Origin of the sequence: Streptomyces sp. NPDC002130, from assembly GCF_040296465.1 — a bacterium.
GTDB lineage: Bacteria > Actinomycetota > Actinomycetes > Streptomycetales > Streptomycetaceae > Streptomyces.
In genome coordinates, this window is record NZ_JBEOXI010000013.1 from 1 (window position 1) to 18,578 (window position 18,578).

At 72.6% G+C, this 18,578-nt stretch carries 16 protein-coding genes; 6 read left to right on the forward strand and 10 right to left on the reverse strand.

Annotated features, from left to right (window positions below):
- Positions 1-91: 91 nt before the first annotated feature.
- Complete coding sequence (locus ABT116_RS04030) at positions 92-373, reverse strand: SH3 domain-containing protein (protein ID WP_502983816.1); 282 nt, start codon at positions 371-373, stop codon at positions 92-94.
- A gap of 82 nt (positions 374-455) precedes the next feature.
- Positions 456-782: an SH3 domain-containing protein gene (locus ABT116_RS04035; protein WP_351627441.1), complete on the reverse strand. Its 327-nt coding sequence runs from the start codon at positions 780-782 to the stop codon at positions 456-458.
- 181 nt (positions 783-963) lie between these two features.
- Here ABT116_RS04035 and ABT116_RS04040 point away from each other — a divergent pair, with 181 nt between their 5' ends.
- Entirely contained in the window at positions 964-3,066 is a 2,103-nt protein-coding gene (locus ABT116_RS04040; RefSeq protein WP_351627444.1) for a serine/threonine-protein kinase, read from the forward strand.
- Between the two features lie 52 nt (positions 3,067-3,118).
- On the opposite strand, the gene ilvD is transcribed toward ABT116_RS04040, so the two are convergent.
- From ilvD to ABT116_RS04060, 4 genes are all read right to left on the reverse strand, one after another.
- Positions 3,119-4,972, reverse strand: a complete 1,854-nt coding sequence (gene ilvD, locus ABT116_RS04045) for a dihydroxy-acid dehydratase (RefSeq protein WP_351627446.1) — start codon at positions 4,970-4,972, stop codon at positions 3,119-3,121.
- A 139-nt stretch (positions 4,973-5,111) separates the two neighbouring features.
- On the reverse strand, positions 5,112-5,744 hold the full coding sequence (locus ABT116_RS04050) for a TetR/AcrR family transcriptional regulator (RefSeq protein WP_351627449.1): 633 nt from the start codon (positions 5,742-5,744) through the stop codon (positions 5,112-5,114).
- Entirely contained in the window at positions 5,741-6,565 is an 825-nt protein-coding gene (locus tag ABT116_RS04055; protein WP_351627451.1) for a sugar phosphate isomerase/epimerase family protein, read from the reverse strand. The genes ABT116_RS04050 and ABT116_RS04055 overlap by 4 nt, the downstream gene beginning before the upstream one ends.
- Before the next feature lie 81 nt (positions 6,566-6,646).
- Positions 6,647-7,579, reverse strand: a complete 933-nt coding sequence (locus ABT116_RS04060) for a Ppx/GppA family phosphatase (protein ID WP_351627454.1) — start codon at positions 7,577-7,579, stop codon at positions 6,647-6,649.
- Positions 7,580-7,662: 83 nt separating this feature from the next.
- On the opposite strand from ABT116_RS04060, the gene ABT116_RS04065 reads away from it, so the two are divergent.
- Positions 7,663-8,490, forward strand: a complete 828-nt coding sequence (locus tag ABT116_RS04065; protein ID WP_351627457.1) for a DUF3109 family protein — start codon at positions 7,663-7,665, stop codon at positions 8,488-8,490.
- An 8-nt stretch (positions 8,491-8,498) separates the two neighbouring features.
- On the opposite strand, the gene ABT116_RS04070 is transcribed toward ABT116_RS04065, so the two are convergent.
- Positions 8,499-10,223, reverse strand: a complete 1,725-nt coding sequence (locus ABT116_RS04070; protein ID WP_351627463.1) for a BACON domain-containing protein — start codon at positions 10,221-10,223, stop codon at positions 8,499-8,501.
- A 197-nt stretch (positions 10,224-10,420) separates the two neighbouring features.
- Here ABT116_RS04070 and radA point away from each other — a divergent pair, with 197 nt between their 5' ends.
- On the forward strand, positions 10,421-11,830 hold the full coding sequence (radA, locus tag ABT116_RS04075; RefSeq protein ID WP_351627466.1) for a DNA repair protein RadA: 1,410 nt from the start codon (positions 10,421-10,423) through the stop codon (positions 11,828-11,830).
- 80 nt (positions 11,831-11,910) lie between these two features.
- Entirely contained in the window at positions 11,911-13,035 is a 1,125-nt protein-coding gene (gene disA, locus ABT116_RS04080; RefSeq protein ID WP_104783374.1) for a DNA integrity scanning diadenylate cyclase DisA, read from the forward strand.
- A 116-nt stretch (positions 13,036-13,151) separates the two neighbouring features.
- On the opposite strand, the gene ABT116_RS04085 is transcribed toward disA, so the two are convergent.
- Positions 13,152-14,021 (reverse strand): hypothetical protein, encoded by an 870-nt coding sequence (locus ABT116_RS04085; protein ID WP_351627470.1) that lies wholly within the window; start codon positions 14,019-14,021, stop codon positions 13,152-13,154.
- 174 nt (positions 14,022-14,195) lie between these two features.
- Here ABT116_RS04085 and ABT116_RS04090 point away from each other — a divergent pair, with 174 nt between their 5' ends.
- Complete coding sequence (locus tag ABT116_RS04090; protein WP_351627473.1) at positions 14,196-14,837, forward strand: phosphatase PAP2 family protein; 642 nt, start codon at positions 14,196-14,198, stop codon at positions 14,835-14,837.
- Between the two features lie 193 nt (positions 14,838-15,030).
- On the opposite strand, the gene ABT116_RS04095 is transcribed toward ABT116_RS04090, so the two are convergent.
- Positions 15,031-15,654, reverse strand: coding sequence for a response regulator (locus tag ABT116_RS04095; protein ID WP_351627577.1), 624 nt, complete (start codon positions 15,652-15,654; stop codon positions 15,031-15,033).
- 56 nt (positions 15,655-15,710) lie between these two features.
- On the reverse strand, positions 15,711-17,279 hold the full coding sequence (locus tag ABT116_RS04100; RefSeq protein WP_351627476.1) for a sensor histidine kinase: 1,569 nt from the start codon (positions 17,277-17,279) through the stop codon (positions 15,711-15,713).
- A 119-nt stretch (positions 17,280-17,398) separates the two neighbouring features.
- Between ABT116_RS04100 and ABT116_RS04105 the strand changes: the two genes are divergently transcribed.
- A complete protein-coding gene (locus tag ABT116_RS04105; RefSeq protein ID WP_351627479.1) occupies positions 17,399-18,352 on the forward strand; it encodes an HhH-GPD family protein in 954 nt (317 codons plus the stop codon).
- Positions 18,353-18,578: the final 226 nt, after the last annotated feature.

Here is an 18,578-nt window from a genome sequence, read left to right on the forward strand (position 1 = left end):
CGTGCGGTGAAGACTCGACACCTCCACCACACCGGAGGTCTTCGCCATGATCAAGCCCGGCCGGTGTCAACAACGCTCGTGATCAATACACCTAGGCGCAGCGCGGACGGATGTAGCCGTCGCTGCCCGTCTTCACGTAGGCGTCCGAGACGTACTCACCGTCGTCGATGTTGTCCCAGATATTCGTGGTGCCGTACGTACCGGTGATCGTTTCGCCGGGCCTCTGACAGAAGATCGTCACCCTGGCACCCACGGGAAGGTAGCGGATGATGCCGTAGGAGGTGCTGGGGCCGGAGCGCACGGCGAGGCTGACGCCGGGCGCGACCGGGTAGGAAGGCAGCGGCGCGGCCTCGGAGGTGGCGGCGCCCACCATGAGGAGGGCTCCGGTGAGCCCGGCGAGCATCATGGATCTGCGTCTCACGGAAGACATGAGTGGTCCCAAAGTCGTGGTCGGATCAGGAGCAGCGCGGACGGATGTAGCCGTCGCTGCCGGTGTTCACATAGGCGTCCGAGACGTACTGACCGTTGTCGATGTTGTCCCAGACGCTGGTCGTGCCGTAGGGGCCTGTCACCCGGGTGCCCGGCGACTGGCAGTGGATCGGGACCTTCGCCCCCTCGGGCAGGATCCTGACCACGGTGTAGTTGGTGCCGGGGCCACTGCGGACGTTGAGACGGGCACCGGGCGCGACCGAGTAGTAGCGCAGAGCCGTGGTGGTGACCTCGGTACCGACCGCTTCGGTCACCTGGCCGCTCGTTGTCTCTTCGACACGATCGACAGACATGAGAACTCCCCCCGTTGGGCCCCATGACCGCCATGGAGCACCGTTGATTCCCCCGCGTCACGCCATGCAACACACGTGCGCAATTCGCGTGTGGAGACTAGCAAGCCGCCTCTGTCCCGAACGAGTCATCGACTAGGCTCCGTGCGTCGCGCGCGCGGACGAAGATCACGGGGGTGGTTCCATGGCGCCACGAGGCAGTACCGGGGCGGGCACGGAAGCGGATCTCCCTGAATACGCCGGTCACTACAGGCTGGAGTCGACTCTGGGCTCCGGGGGGATGGGCATCGTGCATCTCGCCCGGAGCACGTCCGGGATGAAGCTCGCGGTGAAGGTCGTTCATGCCGCATTCGCCAGGGATCCCGAGTTCAGGGGACGGTTCAGGCAGGAGGTGGCGGCCGCACGGCAGGTCAGCGGTGCCTTCACCGCGCCCGTCGTCGACGCCGACCCGGAGGCCGAACGGCCCTGGATGGCAACGCTGTTCATTCCCGGCCCGACGCTGTCCGAGCATGTGAAGCGGAACGGCGCCATGAGCCCCGCCGAGTTGCGCCGCCTGATGGCCGGACTGGCCGAGGCGCTGCGCGACATCCACCGGGTCGGTGTGGTGCACCGGGATCTCAAACCGAGCAACGTACTCCTCGCCGAGGACGGGCCCAAGGTCATCGACTTCGGCATCTCCCGGCCGAAGGACAGCGAACTGCGGACCGAGACGGGCAAGTTGATCGGCACTCCGCCCTTCATGGCGCCGGAGCAGTTCCGAAGACCCCGGGAGGTGGGGCCCGCCGCCGACGTCTTCGCGCTCGGGTCGGTGATGGTGCACGCGGCCACGGGACGGGGGCCGTTCGATTCGGACAGCCCGTATGTCGTCGCCTACCAGGTCGTCCATGACGAGCCGGATCTGACCGGCGTGCCGGAGAGTCTCGCGCCGCTCGTACTGCGGTGTCTTGCCAAGGAGCCCGAGGAACGGCCGACACCGGACGAGTTGATGCGGGAACTGAGGTCGGTGGCGGCCTCGTACGACACGCAGGCGTTCATACCGGCGCAGCGGACCGGGGACATGCCGAAGCCCGAGCCGAGGCCGCAGCCGCGGGTGACTGAGCATGAACGACGGTTCTGGAAACACCCGGGCTGGTGGCCTCTGGCCGGGGCCGGCCTCCTGGGCCTGGCCACGGTCGCCGCGTTGACGTCGGTGCACCTCCTCGGCGGTGACGACCCGACACCGGCGGGCGGCAGCGAGCCGCGCACCACGGCGGCGGGGTTCACCCCCTGGGAAACGACGTCGGCGCCCGAGAGGGGGACGCCGCAGTGCTCGTACGGCGAAGGGACGTTGGTCTGCGCGCAGACGGGTCGCGTCTTCGCACTCGACCCGTCCGACGGGCGTCCTTTGTGGCGGCGCACCGTCGCCACGACGCAGGGCGGACGGCCCGTCGTGTCCGGTGGCCTCGTGCAGCCCGCGCTGGATCGGGGGGCGCGGCTGGAGGCCTTCGAGCCCGGCTCGGGCAGCACGCGCTGGCAGCAGACGGTGCCGTCGTACAGCGGCCTGGCCCACGCGGGGGACGTGCTCCTGGTCACCGGCGTGGACGGCACGGTCACCGGCGTGGACAGCGCTTCGGGACGGACGAAGTGGAACCATCGGATCCAGGGTCATCAGGCACCGTACTTCGCCTCCTTCGCCGGAGACCCGCTGGCCTACGGCACGAGCACGTCGGACGACGGGTCGAGTACCCGTGTCACCGCGGTCGCCCCGGACACGGGCGAGGTGCGATGGGACGTACGGCTCGAGGGGTCGCTGCGGCCTGTCGGCGTCGTCGACGGATCGGTCCTCTTCGTCTCTGTCGACGCGGTGTACGGATCGGCGAAGGCCTTGGTGCGCTACACGCCGGACGACGGCGCCTCTCGGCAGGTGAAGCTGCCCGTAGCACTCGAACAGCCCCAGGCCATGGTGCGCGGCAACCTCGTGTACCTCACGGGGGACGGCGGATCACTGGTGGCCGTCGACATGGAGGCGCGGAAGCACATGTGGAGCCTGGAGACCGCGGTGACCCGGGGTTCCGCGCCGGTGGCCGATGGCCGGTACGTCTACTTCTCCGCTCCCGACGGGCGGCTGCTCGGCGTGGACGCACGCGAGGGCAGGGTGCTCGGGCAGACGCCCCCGCGGCTCGGTACCCATTCGGACCGGATCGCCGACGTCGTGCCCGCCCCCGTACTTGCCGACGGGCGCCTCTACGCCGCCGCGCCCGACGGCACCGTCTTCTCCGTTCCCGCGGGCGATCCCGCCACCTGGTGACGCGGGTGAGGGCCCCCCCGCAGCGGGAGACGGCCCTCGGCGCGAGAAGGGATCAGCCCAGCTTCGACACGTCCCGCACGGCGCCCTTGTCCGCGCTGGTCGCCATCGCCGCGTAGGCGCGCAGCGCCGCCGAGACCTTGCGGTCGCGGTTCTTCGGGGCGTACACGCCGTTCAGCGCCTGGTCGCGGCGGGCCAGCTCGGCGTCGTCCACCAGCAGTTCGATGGAGCGGTTCGGGATGTCGATGCGGATCCGGTCGCCGTCCTCGACCAGGGCGATGGTGCCGCCCGCGGCCGCCTCGGGCGAGGCGTGGCCGATGGAGAGGCCGGAGGTGCCGCCGGAGAAGCGGCCGTCCGTGACGAGCGCGCAGGTCTTGCCCAGGCCGCGGCCCTTGAGGTACGAGGTCGGGTAGAGCATCTCCTGCATGCCGGGGCCGCCCTTGGGGCCCTCGTAGCGGATGACGACGACGTCGCCGTCCTTGACCTGCTGGGTGAGGATCTTCTGGACGGCCTCCTCCTGCGACTCGCAGACGACCGCCGGGCCCTCGAAGGTCCAGATGGACTCGTCGACGCCGGCCGTCTTCACGACACAGCCGTCGACCGCAAGGTTGCCCTTGAGGACCGCGAGTCCGCCGTCCTTGGAGTAGGCGTGCTCGGCGGAACGGATGCAGCCGCCCTCGGCGTCCTCGTCCAGCGCCTCCCAGCGCTCGGACTGGGAGAAGGCCTCGGCGGAGCGGACGCAGCCGGGGGCCGCGTGCCACAGCTCGACCGCCTCGGCGGAGGGGGAGCCGCCGCGCACGTCCCAGGTCTTCAGCCAGTCGGCGAGGGTCGGGCTGTGCACGGAGTGGACGTCCTCGTTGAGCAGGCCCGCGCGGTGCAGCTCGCCCAGCAGGGCGGGGATGCCGCCGGCGCGGTGCACGTCCTCCATGTAGTACGTGCGGTCCTTCGCGACGTTCGGGGCGACCTTGGCCAGGCAGGGCACGCGGCGCGAGACCGCGTTGATCTCGTCGAGGCCGAAGGGGACGCCCGCCTCCTGGGCGGCGGCCAGCAGGTGCAGGATCGTGTTGGTGGAGCCGCCCATGGCGATATCGAGCGCCATGGCGTTCTCGAAGGCCGCGAAGGACGCCACGCTGCGGGGCAGGACCGTCTCGTCGTCCTGCTCGTAGTAGCGGCGGGTGATGTCCATGACCGTACGGGCGGCGTCCTCGTACAGCGCCTTGCGGGCCGTGTGCGTGGCGAGGACCGAGCCGTTGCCCGGGAGGGACAGGCCGATGGCCTCGGTCAGGCAGTTCATCGAGTTGGCGGTGAACATGCCGGAACAGGAGCCGCAGGTCGGACAGGCGTTCTCCTCGATGCGGAGGATGTCCTCGTCCGAGATCTTGTCGTTCACGGCGTCGGAGATCGCGTCGACCAGGTCGAGGGTGCGGACCGTGCCGTCGACGAGCGTGGCGCGGCCGGACTCCATGGGGCCGCCGGAGACGAAGACCGTCGGGATGTTCAGCCGCAGGGCGGCGTTCAGCATGCCCGGGGTGATCTTGTCGCAGTTGGAGATGCAGATCAGGGCGTCGGCGCAGTGCGCCTCGACCATGTACTCCACGCTGTCCGCGATCAGGTCGCGGGAGGGCAGGGAGTAGAGCATGCCGCCGTGGCCCATGGCGATGCCGTCGTCGACGGCGATGGTGTTGAACTCGCGCGGGATGCCGCCGGCCGCGACGACCGCCTCGCTGACGATCCGGCCGACCGGCGCCAGGTGCGTGTGCCCCGGCACGAACTCGGTGAAGCTGTTGGCGACCGCGATGATCGGCTTGCGGCCGATGTCCGCACCCGGTACACCGGAGGCGCGCATAAGGGCGCGGGCGCCCGCCATGTTGCGGCCGTGGGTGACTGTGCGGGACCTCAGCTCGGGCATCGTCGCTCGCTCCTTCAGAGACGGCGTCAGAGAGTTCGGAGATTTCTGACTGCTACCGAGCGTACGCCGGTCATCCAGTGGGCGGGACAGAGTGTCCGGAATGCGGGATGCGCGTCTCGGACGACGGCACCCGCACGCCTTACGGATCGGTCAGATGTCCCTGTACGACCGGGGCCAGCCGCGCGATGACCTGCTCCGGGTCCGCCGAGGCCAGCGGCTCGATCCTGAGGACGTACCGCAGGATCGCGGTGCCCACGAGCTGGGCGGCGGCGAGCTCGGCCCGCAGCTCGGCGTCCGGCAGCTCCAGCCGCACGGCGATGCGGCGCAGCACCTGCGTGGCGATGATCCGCCGGAAGACGGCGGCCGCGGTGTCGTTGGTGAGGGCGGAGCGGACGACGGCGAGCAGCGGCGCGCGGGTCGCCGGGTTCTCCCAGACGCCGAAGAAGAAGCGGGCCAGGCGCTCCCCCACCCCGTCGAGCGGGCCTTCCTCGATGGCCTTCGGCGCCTGCAGGGCCGGTCCGAAGGACTGGGTGATCGCCGCCTCGAAGACCTGCTCCTTCGTCCCGAAGTAGTGGTGCACGAGCGCCGAGTCGACCCCGGCGGACTTGGCGATGCCGCGCACGGACGTCTTCTCGTAGCCGCGCTCGGAGAACTCGTCGCGGGCGGCGGTCAGGATGCGGTCGCGGGTGTCCGCCGACTCCGTGCGCGGGGGGCGGCCGCGGCGGCGGGCGGTGGTGCCGGACGCGCTGCCGGCCGGGGGGCGGCCGGTCATCGCCGCGGCACCTTCACCGCCGAGGCCAGGTGCAGGCGGGTGAAGGCCAGGGCCTCCGCCAGGTCGGCCTCGCGCTCCGCGCTCGACATCGCGCGGCGGGTGTTGACCTCGATGACGACGTGCCCGTCGAAGCCGGTCAGGGCGAGCCGCTCCAGCACCTCGGCGCAGGGCTGGGTGCCGCGGCCGGGCACCAGGTGCTCGTCCTTGGCCGAGCCCCGGCCGTCGGCGAGGTGGACGTGGCCGAGCCGGTCCCCCATGCGGTCGACCATGTCGAGGGCGTCGGAGCGGGCCGTCGCGGTGTGGCTGAGGTCGATGGTGAAGTGCCGGTAGTCGTCCTTCGTGACGTCCCAGTCGGGGGCGTACGCGAGCATCTCGCGGTCGCGGTAGCGCCAGGGGTACATGTTCTCGACGGCGAACCGTACGTCCGTCTCGTTCGCCATGCGCCAGATGCCGGCGACGAAGTCCCGGGCGTACTGGCGCTGCCAGCGGAACGGGGGGTGGACGACGACCGTGCTGGCGTCGAGCTTCTCGGCCGCCGCGCGGGCCCGCTGGAGCTTGGTCCACGGATCGGTGGACCAGACGCGCTGCGTGATGAGCAGGCAGGGGGCGTGCACGGCCAGGACCGGGATCTGGTGGTAGTCGCTGAGTCTGCGCAGGGCCTCGATGTCCTGGCTGACCGGGTCGGTCCAGACCATGACCTCGACTCCGTCGTAGCCGAGGCGCGCGGCGATCTCGAAGGCCGTGGCCGTCGACTCCGGGTAGACCGAGGCCGTCGACAGGGCGACCTTCGCGTCCGGGATCTTCACGGCTGGCTCTGCCATGCAGGACAGATTACGGGGTGTGGTCGGGGTGGGGTGGGGGGCCTCTTGGCCGTTGTGGTGTTTGCCATAGCGTTCGGCCCCCTACACGGACTCCATGTGATCCAGGCGACGCAGGATCACGCCCTCCCGCAGCGCCCAGGGGCATATCTCCACGCGCTCCACGCCGAAGAGATCCAGCGCGGCCTCGGCCACCAGGGCGCCCGCCAGGAGCTGGCCGGCCCTGCCCTCCGAGACGCCCGGCAGCTCGGCGCGCTCCCGCTCCGTCATGGCGGCCAGCCGCGGGACCCAGCCCTCCAGGGACTCCCGCTTGAGCTCGCGCTGGACGTAGAGGCCCTCGGCGGAGCGGGCCGCGCCGGCGATGCGGGCCAGCTGCTTGAAGGTCTTGGAGGTGGCGACGACGTGGTCGGGGGTGCCGAAGCGGCTGAACTCGCCGACCGTGCGGGCGATCTCGGTGCGGACATGGCGGCGCAGGGCGCGGACGTCCTCCGGGTCGGGCGGGTCACCGGGCAGCCAGCCGGCGGTGAGACGGCCGGCGCCCAGCGGCAGCGAGGCGGCCGCGTCGGGCTCCTCGTCGATGCCGTAGGCGACCTCCAGGGAGCCGCCGCCGATGTCCAGGACCAGCAGCTTCCCGGCCGACCAGCCGAACCAGCGGCGGGCGGCGAGGAAGGTGAGGCGGGCCTCCTCGGAGCCGGTGAGGACCTGGAGCTCGACGCCGGTCTCGGTGCGGACGCGTTCGAGGACGTCGTCGGCGTTCCGGGCCTCCCGTACGGCGGAGGTCGCGAAGGGGAGGACCTCCTCGACACCCTTGTCCTCGGCGGCCTGGAGCGCCTCCTTGATCACCGACACCAGCCGGTCGACGCCGTGGGGGCCGATCGCGCCGTCGCCGTCGAGGAGCTGGGCGAGGCGCAGTTCCGCCTTGTGCGAGTGCGCGGGCAGCGGGCACGCGCCGGGGTGCGCGTCCACCACGAGCAGATGCACCGTGTTCGATCCCACGTCGAGGACACCGAGTCTCATGTACGGAACGCTAGCGCCCTGTGGGCCGTCCGCCGTCCTCGGCGGGGGTACAAGGCCCGTACCGCGGCCCGTACCCTGGACTCGTGCCAAAGACGAAAAAGGCGAAGCGCGACAAATCACCTGCTGTCGTGGAATCCGACGAGAAGGGCCTCGACTTCGCTCGCGCGTGGGTGGAGTTTCCTGATCCGGCGGACGACGAGCAGGTCTTCCGCTGCGATCTGACATGGCTGACCTCTCGCTGGAACTGCATCTTCGGCAGCGGCTGCCAGGGCATCCAGGCGGGCCGCGCGGACGACGGGTGCTGCACGTTGGGTGCCCACTTCTCCGACGAGGACGACGAGAAGCGCGTCGCCGAGCATGTGGCCAGGCTCACGCCGGACATCTGGCAGCACCACGCCGAGGGCACTCAGGGCGGCTGGGTCTCCGAGGACGAGGACGGCGAGCGGCAGACGCGGCCCTTCCAGGGCTCGTGCATCTTCCAGAACCGGCCGGGCTTCGAGGGCGGCATGGGCTGCTCGCTGCACATCCTCGCCCTGAAGGAGGGCCGCGAGCCGCTGGAGACCAAGCCGGACGTGTGCTGGCAGCTGCCGGTGCGGCGGACGTACGAGTGGATCGACCGGCCCGACGACACGCGTGTGCTGCAGGTGTCGATCGGTGAGTACGACCGGCGCGGCTGGGGCCCGGGCGGCCACGACCTGCACTGGTGGTGCACCTCGGCGACCTCGGCGCACGGCGCGGGCGATCCCGTCTACGTCTCCTACCGGCCGGAGCTGATCGAGCTGATGGGCAAGGCCGGCTACGACCGGCTGGTCGAGCTGTGCGAGGAGCGGCTGGCCTCGCAGCTGCCGCTGCTGGCACCGCATCCCGCGGATCCCGCGGATCCCGCGCATCCGGCGCCCCCTGGGGCCTGAGGGGCCGGCTACGACGTGACCGGGCCGGGGTCGCCGCTGTCCGAGGGCGGTGGCGTCGAGTCCGCCGGGTCGGTCGGATCCGGGTCCGTCGGTGTGGGTGTGGGGTCCGGGTCGGCCGACGGAGGCGGGGTGGTCGGCGTCGGGTCGGGGTCCGGGGCGGAGGTCGTGGGCGTCGGGTCGGGGTGGGTCGGGTCCGGGTCGCCCGGGTCGCTGGGGCGGGGGTCCGGGCCGGAGGGGGTGGGCGCGGTGCCGTACCCCTCGATGTGGACGACGGCGCCCATCGGTGCCACCGCCACCTGCGCGTGCCAGGGGCCGGCGGGCTCCCGCAGGTGGTCGACGTACACCTTGATCGTCAACGACTCGCCGGGCCGGAGCGTTCCCGAGGACTGGCTGAGGTAGAGCCAGGGGGCTCCCGTGGACGCGGACCAGCGGACCGGGGCCGGGCCGCTCGCGGTCAGGGTGATCAGGGTGGTGTCGCCGCTGTTGTCGGCCGTGACCTCCAGGGCGCTCTCCCGTCCCGCGCCGGCGACGCCGATGACCTCGACGGAGACGTCGGCCTTGCCGTCCTTGTCGAAGCGGGGGCCGGGGCGCGTGCTCGCGTTACCCGTGTTCTCGTAGCCGCCGCCCGCCATCTCGCCGTCCAGGCCGAACGGGTCGTCCGCCTCGCGCGCGGAGGCCGAGCGGCCGTCCTGGCCCTCGCCTACCGGGGTGCCCCGGTAGGCGGCCCACAGGGCCAGCACGGGGGCGGCCACGACGGTGGCGACGACGGTCGTGGTGATGGCACGCGCGCGAAGGCGGTCCCTTCGGGCGGCGTGGTCCTTGGGATCCATCGGGAAGCCCCGCCGGTCGAAGCGGGGAGCGGCGTTCCGCGCGCGCGGGTGGTGGGCCATGGCGACGTGCACGGCCGCGCGGGGCGCGGGCAGGACGGGCAGTTCGGCGGGCGTGACGCTGGTGCCGGGCCAGCGGCCGGGGATGGCGCGCTCGGCGGTGCGGCGGCAGCGTGGGCAGTCGTCGACGTGCCTGACGAGTTCGCGGCGCAGGGCCGTGCCGAGCACGAGCCGGTCGTCTCCGACGAGGTGCGCGACGCTCGGACACGCCCCGGTCTCGACCACGGCGAGGGCCGCACGCGTGCGTTCCACCTCGCACGCGGCGGAGGCGATCAGATCGCGGGCGGCGGCCAGGTCCATGCCGAGGACGGCGGCGACCTCGTGGGCGGCCAGGTGGTGGCGCACGGCCAGTTCGAGTGCCTCGCGCTGCTCCGGGGTGGTGCCGGCGGCCTCCGGCCAGGCCAGCAGGGCCAGTTCGCGGCGGCGCTGCTCCTGGACCTCCTCGGAGGGGGCCGGGGCGGTCGGCCGGTCGGCGCGCCGCCGGTCGGTGCGGCCCGCCGCGTGGCTGCTCAGACGTTTCTGCTTGGCCTCGGCCAGCTTGCGCAGGCACGCCCAGCGGGCCAGCGCGTACAGCCAGGCCCTGCGGTCCGCGGGTGCCTCGGGGGCCTGCCGGCCGCGGCGTTCGGCGAGTGCGAGGACGTCGCCCAGGGCGGCGGTCGCGGCCTCGTGGTCGCACAGCACCGACAGGCAGTAGGTGAACAGGCCGTCCAGGTACGGCTCATAGCGCGCGGGCGGCCGCTGCGCCAGCGTGCGCGCCGCCCCGTGGTCGCGCGCTTCCCGGTGCGCCCGATGTGCGCCGGCCGTGCGGGTCGAGCGGGTCGAGATCTCCGGAGTACTGCTCATCATTCGGCGACCGTAGGGGGCCGGGAGTGGCACCTTCCGGCGGCTTGAGCACATTTAATCCGTACGGGTGAAACGATCCCTCAATCGGGGACATGAACCGGTTGTTCCGCCGCTGGCGCGGGGTGGCGAACCCCTGGCGCGCAGGTGGCCGCCGTCGGCCGGCCCCCGCGATGTCAGTGCCTGCGGCTACGGTTCCGTCCATGGCTGCCCGTACGAAGACCACCAAGGACCGCCCGTCCTACCGCTGCACGGAGTGCGGCTGGCAGACGGCGAAGTGGCTCGGCCGCTGCCCCGAGTGCCAGGCCTGGGGGACGGTCGAGGAGTACGGCGCGCCCGCGGTGCGTACGACGGCACCGGGCCGGGTCACCACCTCCGCCCTGCCCATCGGCCAGGTGGACGGACGGCAGGCGACCGCCCGCCCCACCGGCGTGCCCGAGCTGGACCGCGTGCTCGGCGGCGGGCTGGTGCCCGGCGCGGTGGTGCTGGTCGCGGGCGAGCCGGGGGTCGGCAAGTCCACGCTGCTGCTCGACGTGGCGGCCAAGTCCGCGAGCGACGAGCACCGCACGCTGTACGTCACGGGCGAGGAGTCGGCGAGCCAGGTCCGGCTGCGGGCCGACCGCATCGGCGCCATCGACGACCACCTGTACCTGGCGGCCGAGACGGATCTGGCGGCCGTGCTGGGCCATTTGGACGCGGTGAAGCCGTCGCTGCTGATCATGGACTCGGTGCAGACGGTGGCCTCCCCCGAGATCGACGGCGCCCCCGGTGGCATGGCCCAGGTGCGGGAGGTCGCGGGCGCCCTCATCCGGGCCTCGAAGGAACGCGGCATGTCCACGCTGCTGGTGGGCCATGTCACCAAGGACGGCGCGATCGCGGGCCCGCGCCTGCTGGAGCACCTGGTGGACGTCGTCCTGAGCTTCGAGGGCGACCGGCACGCCCGCCTGCGCCTGGTGCGCGGCGTCAAGAACCGCTACGGCACCACCGACGAGGTCGGCTGCTTCGAGCTGCACGACGAGGGCATCACGGGCCTCGCCGACCCGAGCGGGCTCTTCCTGACCCGCCGGGCCGAACCGGTCCCGGGCACCTGCCTGACGGTCACCCTGGAGGGCCGCCGCCCGCTGGTCGCCGAGGTCCAGGCGCTCACGGTCGACTCGCAGATCCCCTCCCCGCGCCGCACCACCTCGGGTCTGGAGACCTCCCGCGTCTCGATGATGCTCGCGGTGCTGGAACAGCGCGGGCAGATCAGCGCCTTGGGCAAAAGGGACATCTACTCCGCGACGGTGGGCGGTGTGAAGCTCTCGGAGCCGGCCGCCGACCTGGCCGTCGCCCTCGCCCTGGCGAGCGCCGCGAGTGACACACCTCTCCCGAAGAACCTCGTCGCGATCGGCGAAGTGGGCCTCGCGGGCGAGGTGAGACGGGTCACTGGCGTGCAGCGCAGACTGGCGGAAGCCCACCGTCTGGGCTTCACACATGCCCTGGTACCGGCCGATCCGGGCAAGGTCCCGCCGGGCATGAAGGTCCTGGAAGTCGCGGACATAGGGGACGCCCTGCGGGTCCTTCCCCGCTCCCGTCGCCGAGAGGCCCCACAGGACGAGGAGGGTCGCCGGTAGACTTTGCCCTGGTCTCGCCCGTCCGTGCGAACCGAGCGCGCGACACGGGGGCGCCCAGAACCTGCGACCGGAGGAGTGCAGTGGCAGCCAACGACCGGGCATCGGCTCCCGGAAAGTCCGGCGGGAGTGCCGGTACCGATGGCCTGATGCGCGCCTCCCTGAGCGCCGTGGCACCCGGCACCGCCCTGCGTGACGGCCTGGAGCGGGTACTCCGCGGCAACACCGGCGGGCTCATCGTGCTCGGCTCCGACAAGACGGTCGAGGCGCTGTGCAGCGGCGGTTTCGTCCTGGACGTCGAGTTCACCGCGACCCGTCTGCGCGAGCTGTGCAAGCTGGACGGCGGCATCGTGCTGTCCTCGGACCTGTCGAAGATCCTGCGCGCCGGCGTGCAGCTGGTCCCGGACCCGACGATCCCGACGGAGGAGACGGGCACCCGGCACCGCACCGCGGACCGCGTCAGCAAGCAGGTCGGCTTCCCGGTGGTCTCCGTCTCCCAGTCGATGCGGCTGATCGCCCTGTACGTCGACGGCCAGCGCCGCGTCCTGGAGGACTCGGCTGCGATCCTGTCCCGCGCCAACCAGGCCCTCGCGACCCTGGAGCGCTACAAGCTCCGCCTCGACGAGGTCGCGGGCACGCTGTCGGCGCTGGAGATCGAGGACCTGGTGACCGTCCGGGACGTCTCGGCGGTCGCCCAGCGTCTGGAGATGGTCCGCCGCATCGCCACCGAGATCGCCGAGTACGTGGTGGAGCTGGGCACGGACGGCCGGCTGCTGGCCCTCCAGCTCGACGAGTTGATCGCGGGCGTGGAGCCCGAGCGTGAACTGGTCGTGCGGGACTACGTCCCCGAACCCACCGCCAAGCGTTCCCGCACGGTCGACGAGGCCCTCGCCGAACTCGACGCCCTCAGCCACGCCGAGCTTCTCGAACTGTCCACGGTGGCCCGGGCGTTGGGCTACACCGGCGCACCCGAGACGCTGGACTCGGCGGTCTCCCCGCGCGGCTTCCGCCTGCTGGCCAAGGTGCCCCGGCTCCCCGGCGCGATCATCGACCGCCTGGTCGAGCACTTCGGCGGGCTGCAGAAGCTGCTCGCCGCGAGCGTGGACGACCTGCAGACGGTGGACGGCGTGGGCGAGGCCCGGGCGCGCAGCGTCCGCGAGGGCCTGTCGCGCCTGGCGGAGTCGTCGATCCTGGAGCGGTACGTCTAGCGCGCAGGGCACCCTGCCGCACTGGCTGAGGGCGGTACCCGGCAAGGGGTACCGCCCTCGGACGTACCGCCACCGTCTCTTCTGCCGGGCCTCTTCGCCGGTTTCGGCGCCGGGGCTTAGTCGGCCGAGAGCACGAACGACGTCTGCACCTTCGCAAAGCCCGGAGCCTTGGCTTCCACCAGGTACGTGCCCGCCCCGGCGGAGCCCGCGGGAGGCGTGGCGCACTCGGGAGCGCTCGGCTTGCGGTCCCACTTCACGGTGTAGGTGATGCCGCTGCCGGCGGCGACCCGGTACAGCTGGTGCGCGGCGGCCTTGGGGCAGTCCTCGGAGGACCAGTAGTCGTCGTCGCTGCTCGCCGGGGCGATGGTGAACACCGCGTTCTTCGGCCCGAGATCGATCTTGCAGTCGCTGCCGGAGACGTTCCGTGCGGTCAGCAGGAAGGTGGGCGTCTGCTCGGGGTCGTAGGTGTTGTGCCGGCTGCGCAGGCTGAACTTCACCGCGCCCGCGGTGCAGTTGGGGAGGGTGGAACCGGCCGGCAGGGTGTCGCCCGCGCCGACGCCGCCCGCGGTGGCGCCGCTCCCCGAGCCGCCGTCACCGCCCGCCCCCTCGGAGCCGCCGGAGCCGGAACCGTCGCCGGATCCGGAACCGTCGCCGGAGCCGGAACCGTCTCCGGACCCGTTCCCGGAGCCGTCACCGGAGCCGTCGCCCGAGCCGGACGACGAGCCGCCGGAACCGCCGCCGCCCGATTCGTCGCGTCCGCCGGGTGCTTGGCTGATGGCCGGACCCGAACTCGACGGCCCGGGCGTGATGGAAGGCGCGGGATTCTTGCCGTTGGCGCCGTTGTCACGGTCCTTGCCGCCGCCGCCCATCATCACGATCCAGGTGGTCAGCAGCGCCAACACGGCGACCACAGACACCAGTACGACCCTCCGACGCCAGTAGATGGAGGAGGGAAGCGGCCCGACCGGATTGCGCAGAGATCCCACGGCGCAAACCTTACGAGAGATCGGCACGTTAGCCCGTCCCACCCGCCGCTCGGAGCGACAACTTTTCCGGATCATCATTCCGGAAGTCACGTTCCCACCCCGTCTTTCGTCATGTGTGCGGCATGACGATCGCCGGGTGTGACGGAACGGCCCCTTCGCCTACCGTCCGTGACCATGGCCTTCCAGGACACGACGCTCTACCGCGACATCACCGACTTCGCCCACACCACCCCGTCGTGGGTACAACACGGGGTCAGGACATGGACGGAGGCCGGACTGCTCGTCTTCGTCGCGCTGTTCGCCGCCGGCTGGTGGCGCGCTCGCCGCGACTGCCCCCGCGCCTTCGCGACAGCGGTCCTTGCGCCTCTGGCCACTGCTGTGGCGTATGTGTGCAGTGAGGTCCTCAAGTCCTTTGTCACGGAGGAACGTCCGTGCCGGGCGGTGGCCGATGCGGCCGTGTCGCTGGCCGAATGCCCCCCGCACGGCGACTGGTCCTTCCCGTCCAACCACGCCACGATCGCGGGCGCGTCGGCAGTGACCCTGGCACTGGTCCGGCGTGCGCTGCTGTGGCTGACCGCCCCGCTCGCCCTTCTCATGGCCCTCTCCAGGGTCTTCGTCGGCGTGCACTATCCGCACGACGTCATGGCGGGCCTCGGCCTCGGCACACTCGTCGCCCTCGTCGCCGTACGGCTGGGCGCCGAGCCGATGACCCGGCTGACCGGAGCACTGCGCGCCTCGTCGACACCGGCGGTGCGGTGGGTGCTGGGACCGGGCCCGGCGCTCGTCGCGTCGTACGAGACGGCCGCGCGCCGGTGAGCCGGGACGCACGGCGCACAGCCGGGCCAGGACGCACGCGCGCTGCTCAGCCGCTCCCGCACGCGCGCCGTTGAGCCATGGCCATGCGCGCGTCGCTGAGCCCCGGCCGTGCGCGTGTCGTCGAGCGGTGCGCGCCCGCACCGACGGCCGGTCTTGCGTCCTTCACCGACGGGCACCGCGAGCCCCCGGTCGCTTACGGCTCCACCAGCCCCGCCTCGTACGCCACGATCGCCGCCTGCACCCGGTTGCGCACGTCCAGCCGGTCCAGGACCGCGCTGACGTAGGCCTTCACCGTGCCCTCGACCAGGTGCAGCCGGGCGGCGATCTCCGGGTTGGACAGGCCTGCGCCGACCAGACCGAGCACCTCGCGCTCACGGGGGCTCAGGACCGCCACCCGCGCGCGTGCCCCGGCCTCGCGGGTGAGGCGCCCGCCGCCGAGACCCTCGTCGATGACGTACCGGGCCACCTTGGGCGAGAGGAACGCGGCGCCCGCGGCCACCGCCCGCACACCCGCGACGAGTTCGTACGGGTCCCCGGACTTCAGCAGGAAGCCGGTGGCGCCACCGCCGAGGGCGCGGGTCACGTAGGCGCCCTCGGAGAAGGTGGTGAGCATCGCGACGGCCGTGCCGGGCACCGACCGCACGATCTCCTCCGCCGCCCCGAGGCCGTCCAGACGGGGCATGCGGATGTCCAGCAGGGCGACGTCCGGGCGGTGCGCGCGGGCCTGCTCGACCGCCTCGCGCCCGTCGCCCGCCTCGGCGACGACCTCCGTCCCTCCGCCACTGTCCAGGATGGCGCGCACCCCGGCCCGGACCATCGCCTCGTCGTCGGCCAGCAGCACCCGGATCGGTGCCCTGCTCGTGTCCCCTGTGCTCACCGTGCGAACTCCTCGTACTCTTCCCGGCCTTCGCCGGACAGGCCGACCCCGGGGACCACGTCCTTGGCGATCAGCCGCCCGGCCTCGAAGCACAGTCTGAAGTGGTCGACGGAGACGAACAGTTCGCCGCTCGCGCGGTAGTAGCGGCACTCGGCTCCCCGGGGCGGAACGGGAGCCCGGTCGTCGGGTGGGTCGTTCACATCACGATCGGGCAGCACGCGCTCGACCTCGGCGGTGGGGGCACCCAGGCGAAGTTCGGCGTACGCGGCCGGTTCGAGCACCGAGTGCGTCTCGGCGTACGCGTACCAGCCGAAGGCGGCGCCGACGAGCACGGCGCCCACGCCGGCCGCGGTGCCGAGGCCGATGGCGACCCGGCGGCGGACCTGGGTGAACGGCTCACGGGCGGGGCGCGCAGGCGTGACGTCGGTGCGCTGCCGCGGGACGTACGCCCGCACCCGGAAGCCCTCACCGTGACGGCCCGCCTCGAACTCCCCGCCGACCGAGGTCACCGCGGCCCGCAGCCCGAGCAGGCCCGTTCCGCCTCCGGAAGGCGGGCAACCGTCCTGTGTCGCCCGGCCGCTGGTGATCGTGACGACGGTGCCCGCGGCGCGCCCGGTGACCGCCACGACCACGGGAGCGCCCGGCGCGTGCCGTGCCGCGTTGGTCAGTGCCTCCCGGGCCACGCGGTGCAGCAGCCGCTCGGCGACGTCGCCGGGGTCCGCGGGCCGTCCGGCGTGCTCCCAGCGCACGGGGAGGCCCGACTCGGCGGCGCGGGCGACGAGTTGCTCCAGGGTCTCGCCGGCCGGCGCCAGCGGTACCGGCTCGTCGTCGTCCTCGCGCAGAACGCCGATGATGCGGTGCAGCCGGTCGGTGGCGTCGGCGGCGGCCGCGCGCAGGTCGGCCGCCGCGGCCCGGTGTTCGTCGCCGAGGCCGTGGGAGACCTGGAGGGCACCCGCGCGCAGGGCGATGAGGCTCAGTTCGTGGCCGAGGGAATCGTGCATGTCCTGGGCGATCCGGGCCCGTTCGCGCAGCCGGGCGCGCTCCTCGGCGAAGCGGGCCTCGTCCTCCAGCCGGGCGGCACGCAGCCACCCCGCCTCGGCCAGCTCACGGCTCAGCCGCCAGTAGCGCCCGCCGAGCCAGGGGAAGACGCAGCCGAAGAGCAGCGTGCCGGCCATGACGAGGCACTCGGGGGGCGGGTCGACCCCGACGAGCGCGCTTCGCGCGGCGCCCGCGCAGCCGACGGCCGCGAAGCACACCAGGGCCTGGCGTGCCCGGCCCGCCCGCAGCCCGAGCAGCAGGGCGCACATGCCGAGGGCGGGGCCGTAGGAGACGGTGAACAGGGCCGGGGCGGCGGTGAGACTCAGGGCTGCGACCAGCCCGAAGGCCACCAGAGGCAGCCGCCGGGACGCAGCGGCGGCCGCGGCCAGCACCACCACACCGACCGCCTGCTGCCAGCCCGGCCGCGGCTCGTTCAGCCCGACCCGGTCAGCCGTGAGCGCCGGGACGGCGAAGGCGGCCCAGAGGAGGGCGCCACGGGCGAGCGAGGCCGGGCCAGGACGTTCCATGCGCCTGACGCTACAAGCGCCCGGCCCGCCCGCACTGCTGCCGATCGTCAGGCGGCTGTCCTCTTCAGGGGTGGCGGTATGCCCGAACAGGGGCCTCTGCGTGGCACCATCGAGAGGCCATGACTGCTCCCACGAAACCCCCGCACCCCACCGCCGCCTCCCCCTCCGCCCCCTCCGACACCCCCTCCGGCCCGGTCACCGGAGAGAACCTGCACTCCCCCGTCATCGACTGGTTCGGCGAACACGCCCGTGACCTGCCGTGGCGGCGTCCCGAGGCCGGGGCGTGGGGGGTGATGGTCAGCGAGTTCATGCTGCAGCAGACCCCGGTGAGCCGTGTTCTGCCCGTCTACGAGCAGTGGCTGCAGCGCTGGCCGCGCCCGGCCGACCTGGCCAAGGAGGCGCCCGGCGAGGCCGTCCGCGCCTGGGGACGGCTCGGGTACCCCCGCCGCGCGCTGCGCCTGCACGGCGCCGCCGTCGCCATAACGGAGCGGCACGGCGGTGACGTACCGGCCGACCACGCGCAGCTGCTGGCGCTGCCCGGCATCGGCGAGTACACGGCCGCCGCCGTCGCCTCCTTCGCCTACGGGCAGCGGCACCCGGTGCTGGACACCAACGTGCGCCGGGTCCTCGCCCGCGCGGTCACCGGCGTGCAGTACCCGCCGAACGCCACCACCGCCGCCGAGCGCAGGCTGGCCCGCGCGCTGCTGCCCGAGGACGAGCCGACCGCCGCCCGCTGGGCCGCCGCCTCCATGGAGCTGGGCGCGCTGGTGTGCACGGCGAAGAGCGAGTCGTGTCACCGCTGCCCGATCGCCGCGCAGTGCGCGTGGCGGCTGGCGGGCAAGCCGGAGCACGACGGGCCGCCGCGCAAGGGCCAGACCTACGCGGGCACCGACCGGCAGGTGCGCGGGCGGCTGCTCGCCGTGCTGCGGGAGGCGCACGGGCCCGTTCCGCAGGCCGCTCTGGACCGGGTGTGGCACGAGCCGGTGCAGCGGGCCCGGGCCCTCGACGGTCTCGTCGCCGACGGTCTGGTGGAGCCGCTGGCGGGCGGTTCGTACCGGCTGCCGCTGACCTGACGTACAGGCAGGTCACAGCCGCGGATCGGCGTCCGTAACAGAGACCGGGTGGACAAATCACCCCTAATCCGCCTCAACGCCCCCACCTCCCTACCCCGTTCGGGTTTCCGTTACACAACCGACGGACAGCCGAGCGCTGGCCGCAGGCTGCTTCGGACAGCGCCGTGACAACGCCTCCGTACCTTCAGATGCGTTCCCGGAAGACACGGGACGACTGAAGACCACA

What these genes read in the sequence shown, in the direction of transcription:
- ABT116_RS04030 (WP_502983816.1), bottom strand. Translation starts at nt 373, where the DNA reads ATGGTGGGCGCCGCCACCTCCGAGGCCGCGCCGCTGCCTTCCTACCCG.
- ABT116_RS04035 (WP_351627441.1), bottom strand. Translation starts at nt 782, where the DNA reads ATGTCTGTCGATCGTGTCGAAGAGACAACGAGCGGCCAGGTGACCGAA.
- ABT116_RS04040 (WP_351627444.1), top strand. Translation starts at nt 964, where the DNA reads ATGGCGCCACGAGGCAGTACCGGGGCGGGCACGGAAGCGGATCTCCCT.
- ilvD (WP_351627446.1), bottom strand. Translation starts at nt 4,972, where the DNA reads ATGCCCGAGCTGAGGTCCCGCACAGTCACCCACGGCCGCAACATGGCG.
- ABT116_RS04050 (WP_351627449.1), bottom strand. Translation starts at nt 5,744, where the DNA reads ATGACCGGCCGCCCCCCGGCCGGCAGCGCGTCCGGCACCACCGCCCGC.
- ABT116_RS04055 (WP_351627451.1), bottom strand. Translation starts at nt 6,565, where the DNA reads ATGGCAGAGCCAGCCGTGAAGATCCCGGACGCGAAGGTCGCCCTGTCG.
- ABT116_RS04060 (WP_351627454.1), bottom strand. Translation starts at nt 7,579, where the DNA reads ATGAGACTCGGTGTCCTCGACGTGGGATCGAACACGGTGCATCTGCTC.
- ABT116_RS04070 (WP_351627463.1), bottom strand. Translation starts at nt 10,223, where the DNA reads ATGATGAGCAGTACTCCGGAGATCTCGACCCGCTCGACCCGCACGGCC.
- radA (WP_351627466.1), top strand. Translation starts at nt 10,421, where the DNA reads ATGGCTGCCCGTACGAAGACCACCAAGGACCGCCCGTCCTACCGCTGC.
- ABT116_RS04090 (WP_351627473.1), top strand. Translation starts at nt 14,196, where the DNA reads ATGGCCTTCCAGGACACGACGCTCTACCGCGACATCACCGACTTCGCC.
- ABT116_RS04095 (WP_351627577.1), bottom strand. Translation starts at nt 15,654, where the DNA reads ATGGTCCGGGCCGGGGTGCGCGCCATCCTGGACAGTGGCGGAGGGACG.
- ABT116_RS04100 (WP_351627476.1), bottom strand. Translation starts at nt 17,279, where the DNA reads ATGGAACGTCCTGGCCCGGCCTCGCTCGCCCGTGGCGCCCTCCTCTGG.
- ABT116_RS04105 (WP_351627479.1), top strand. Translation starts at nt 17,399, where the DNA reads ATGACTGCTCCCACGAAACCCCCGCACCCCACCGCCGCCTCCCCCTCC.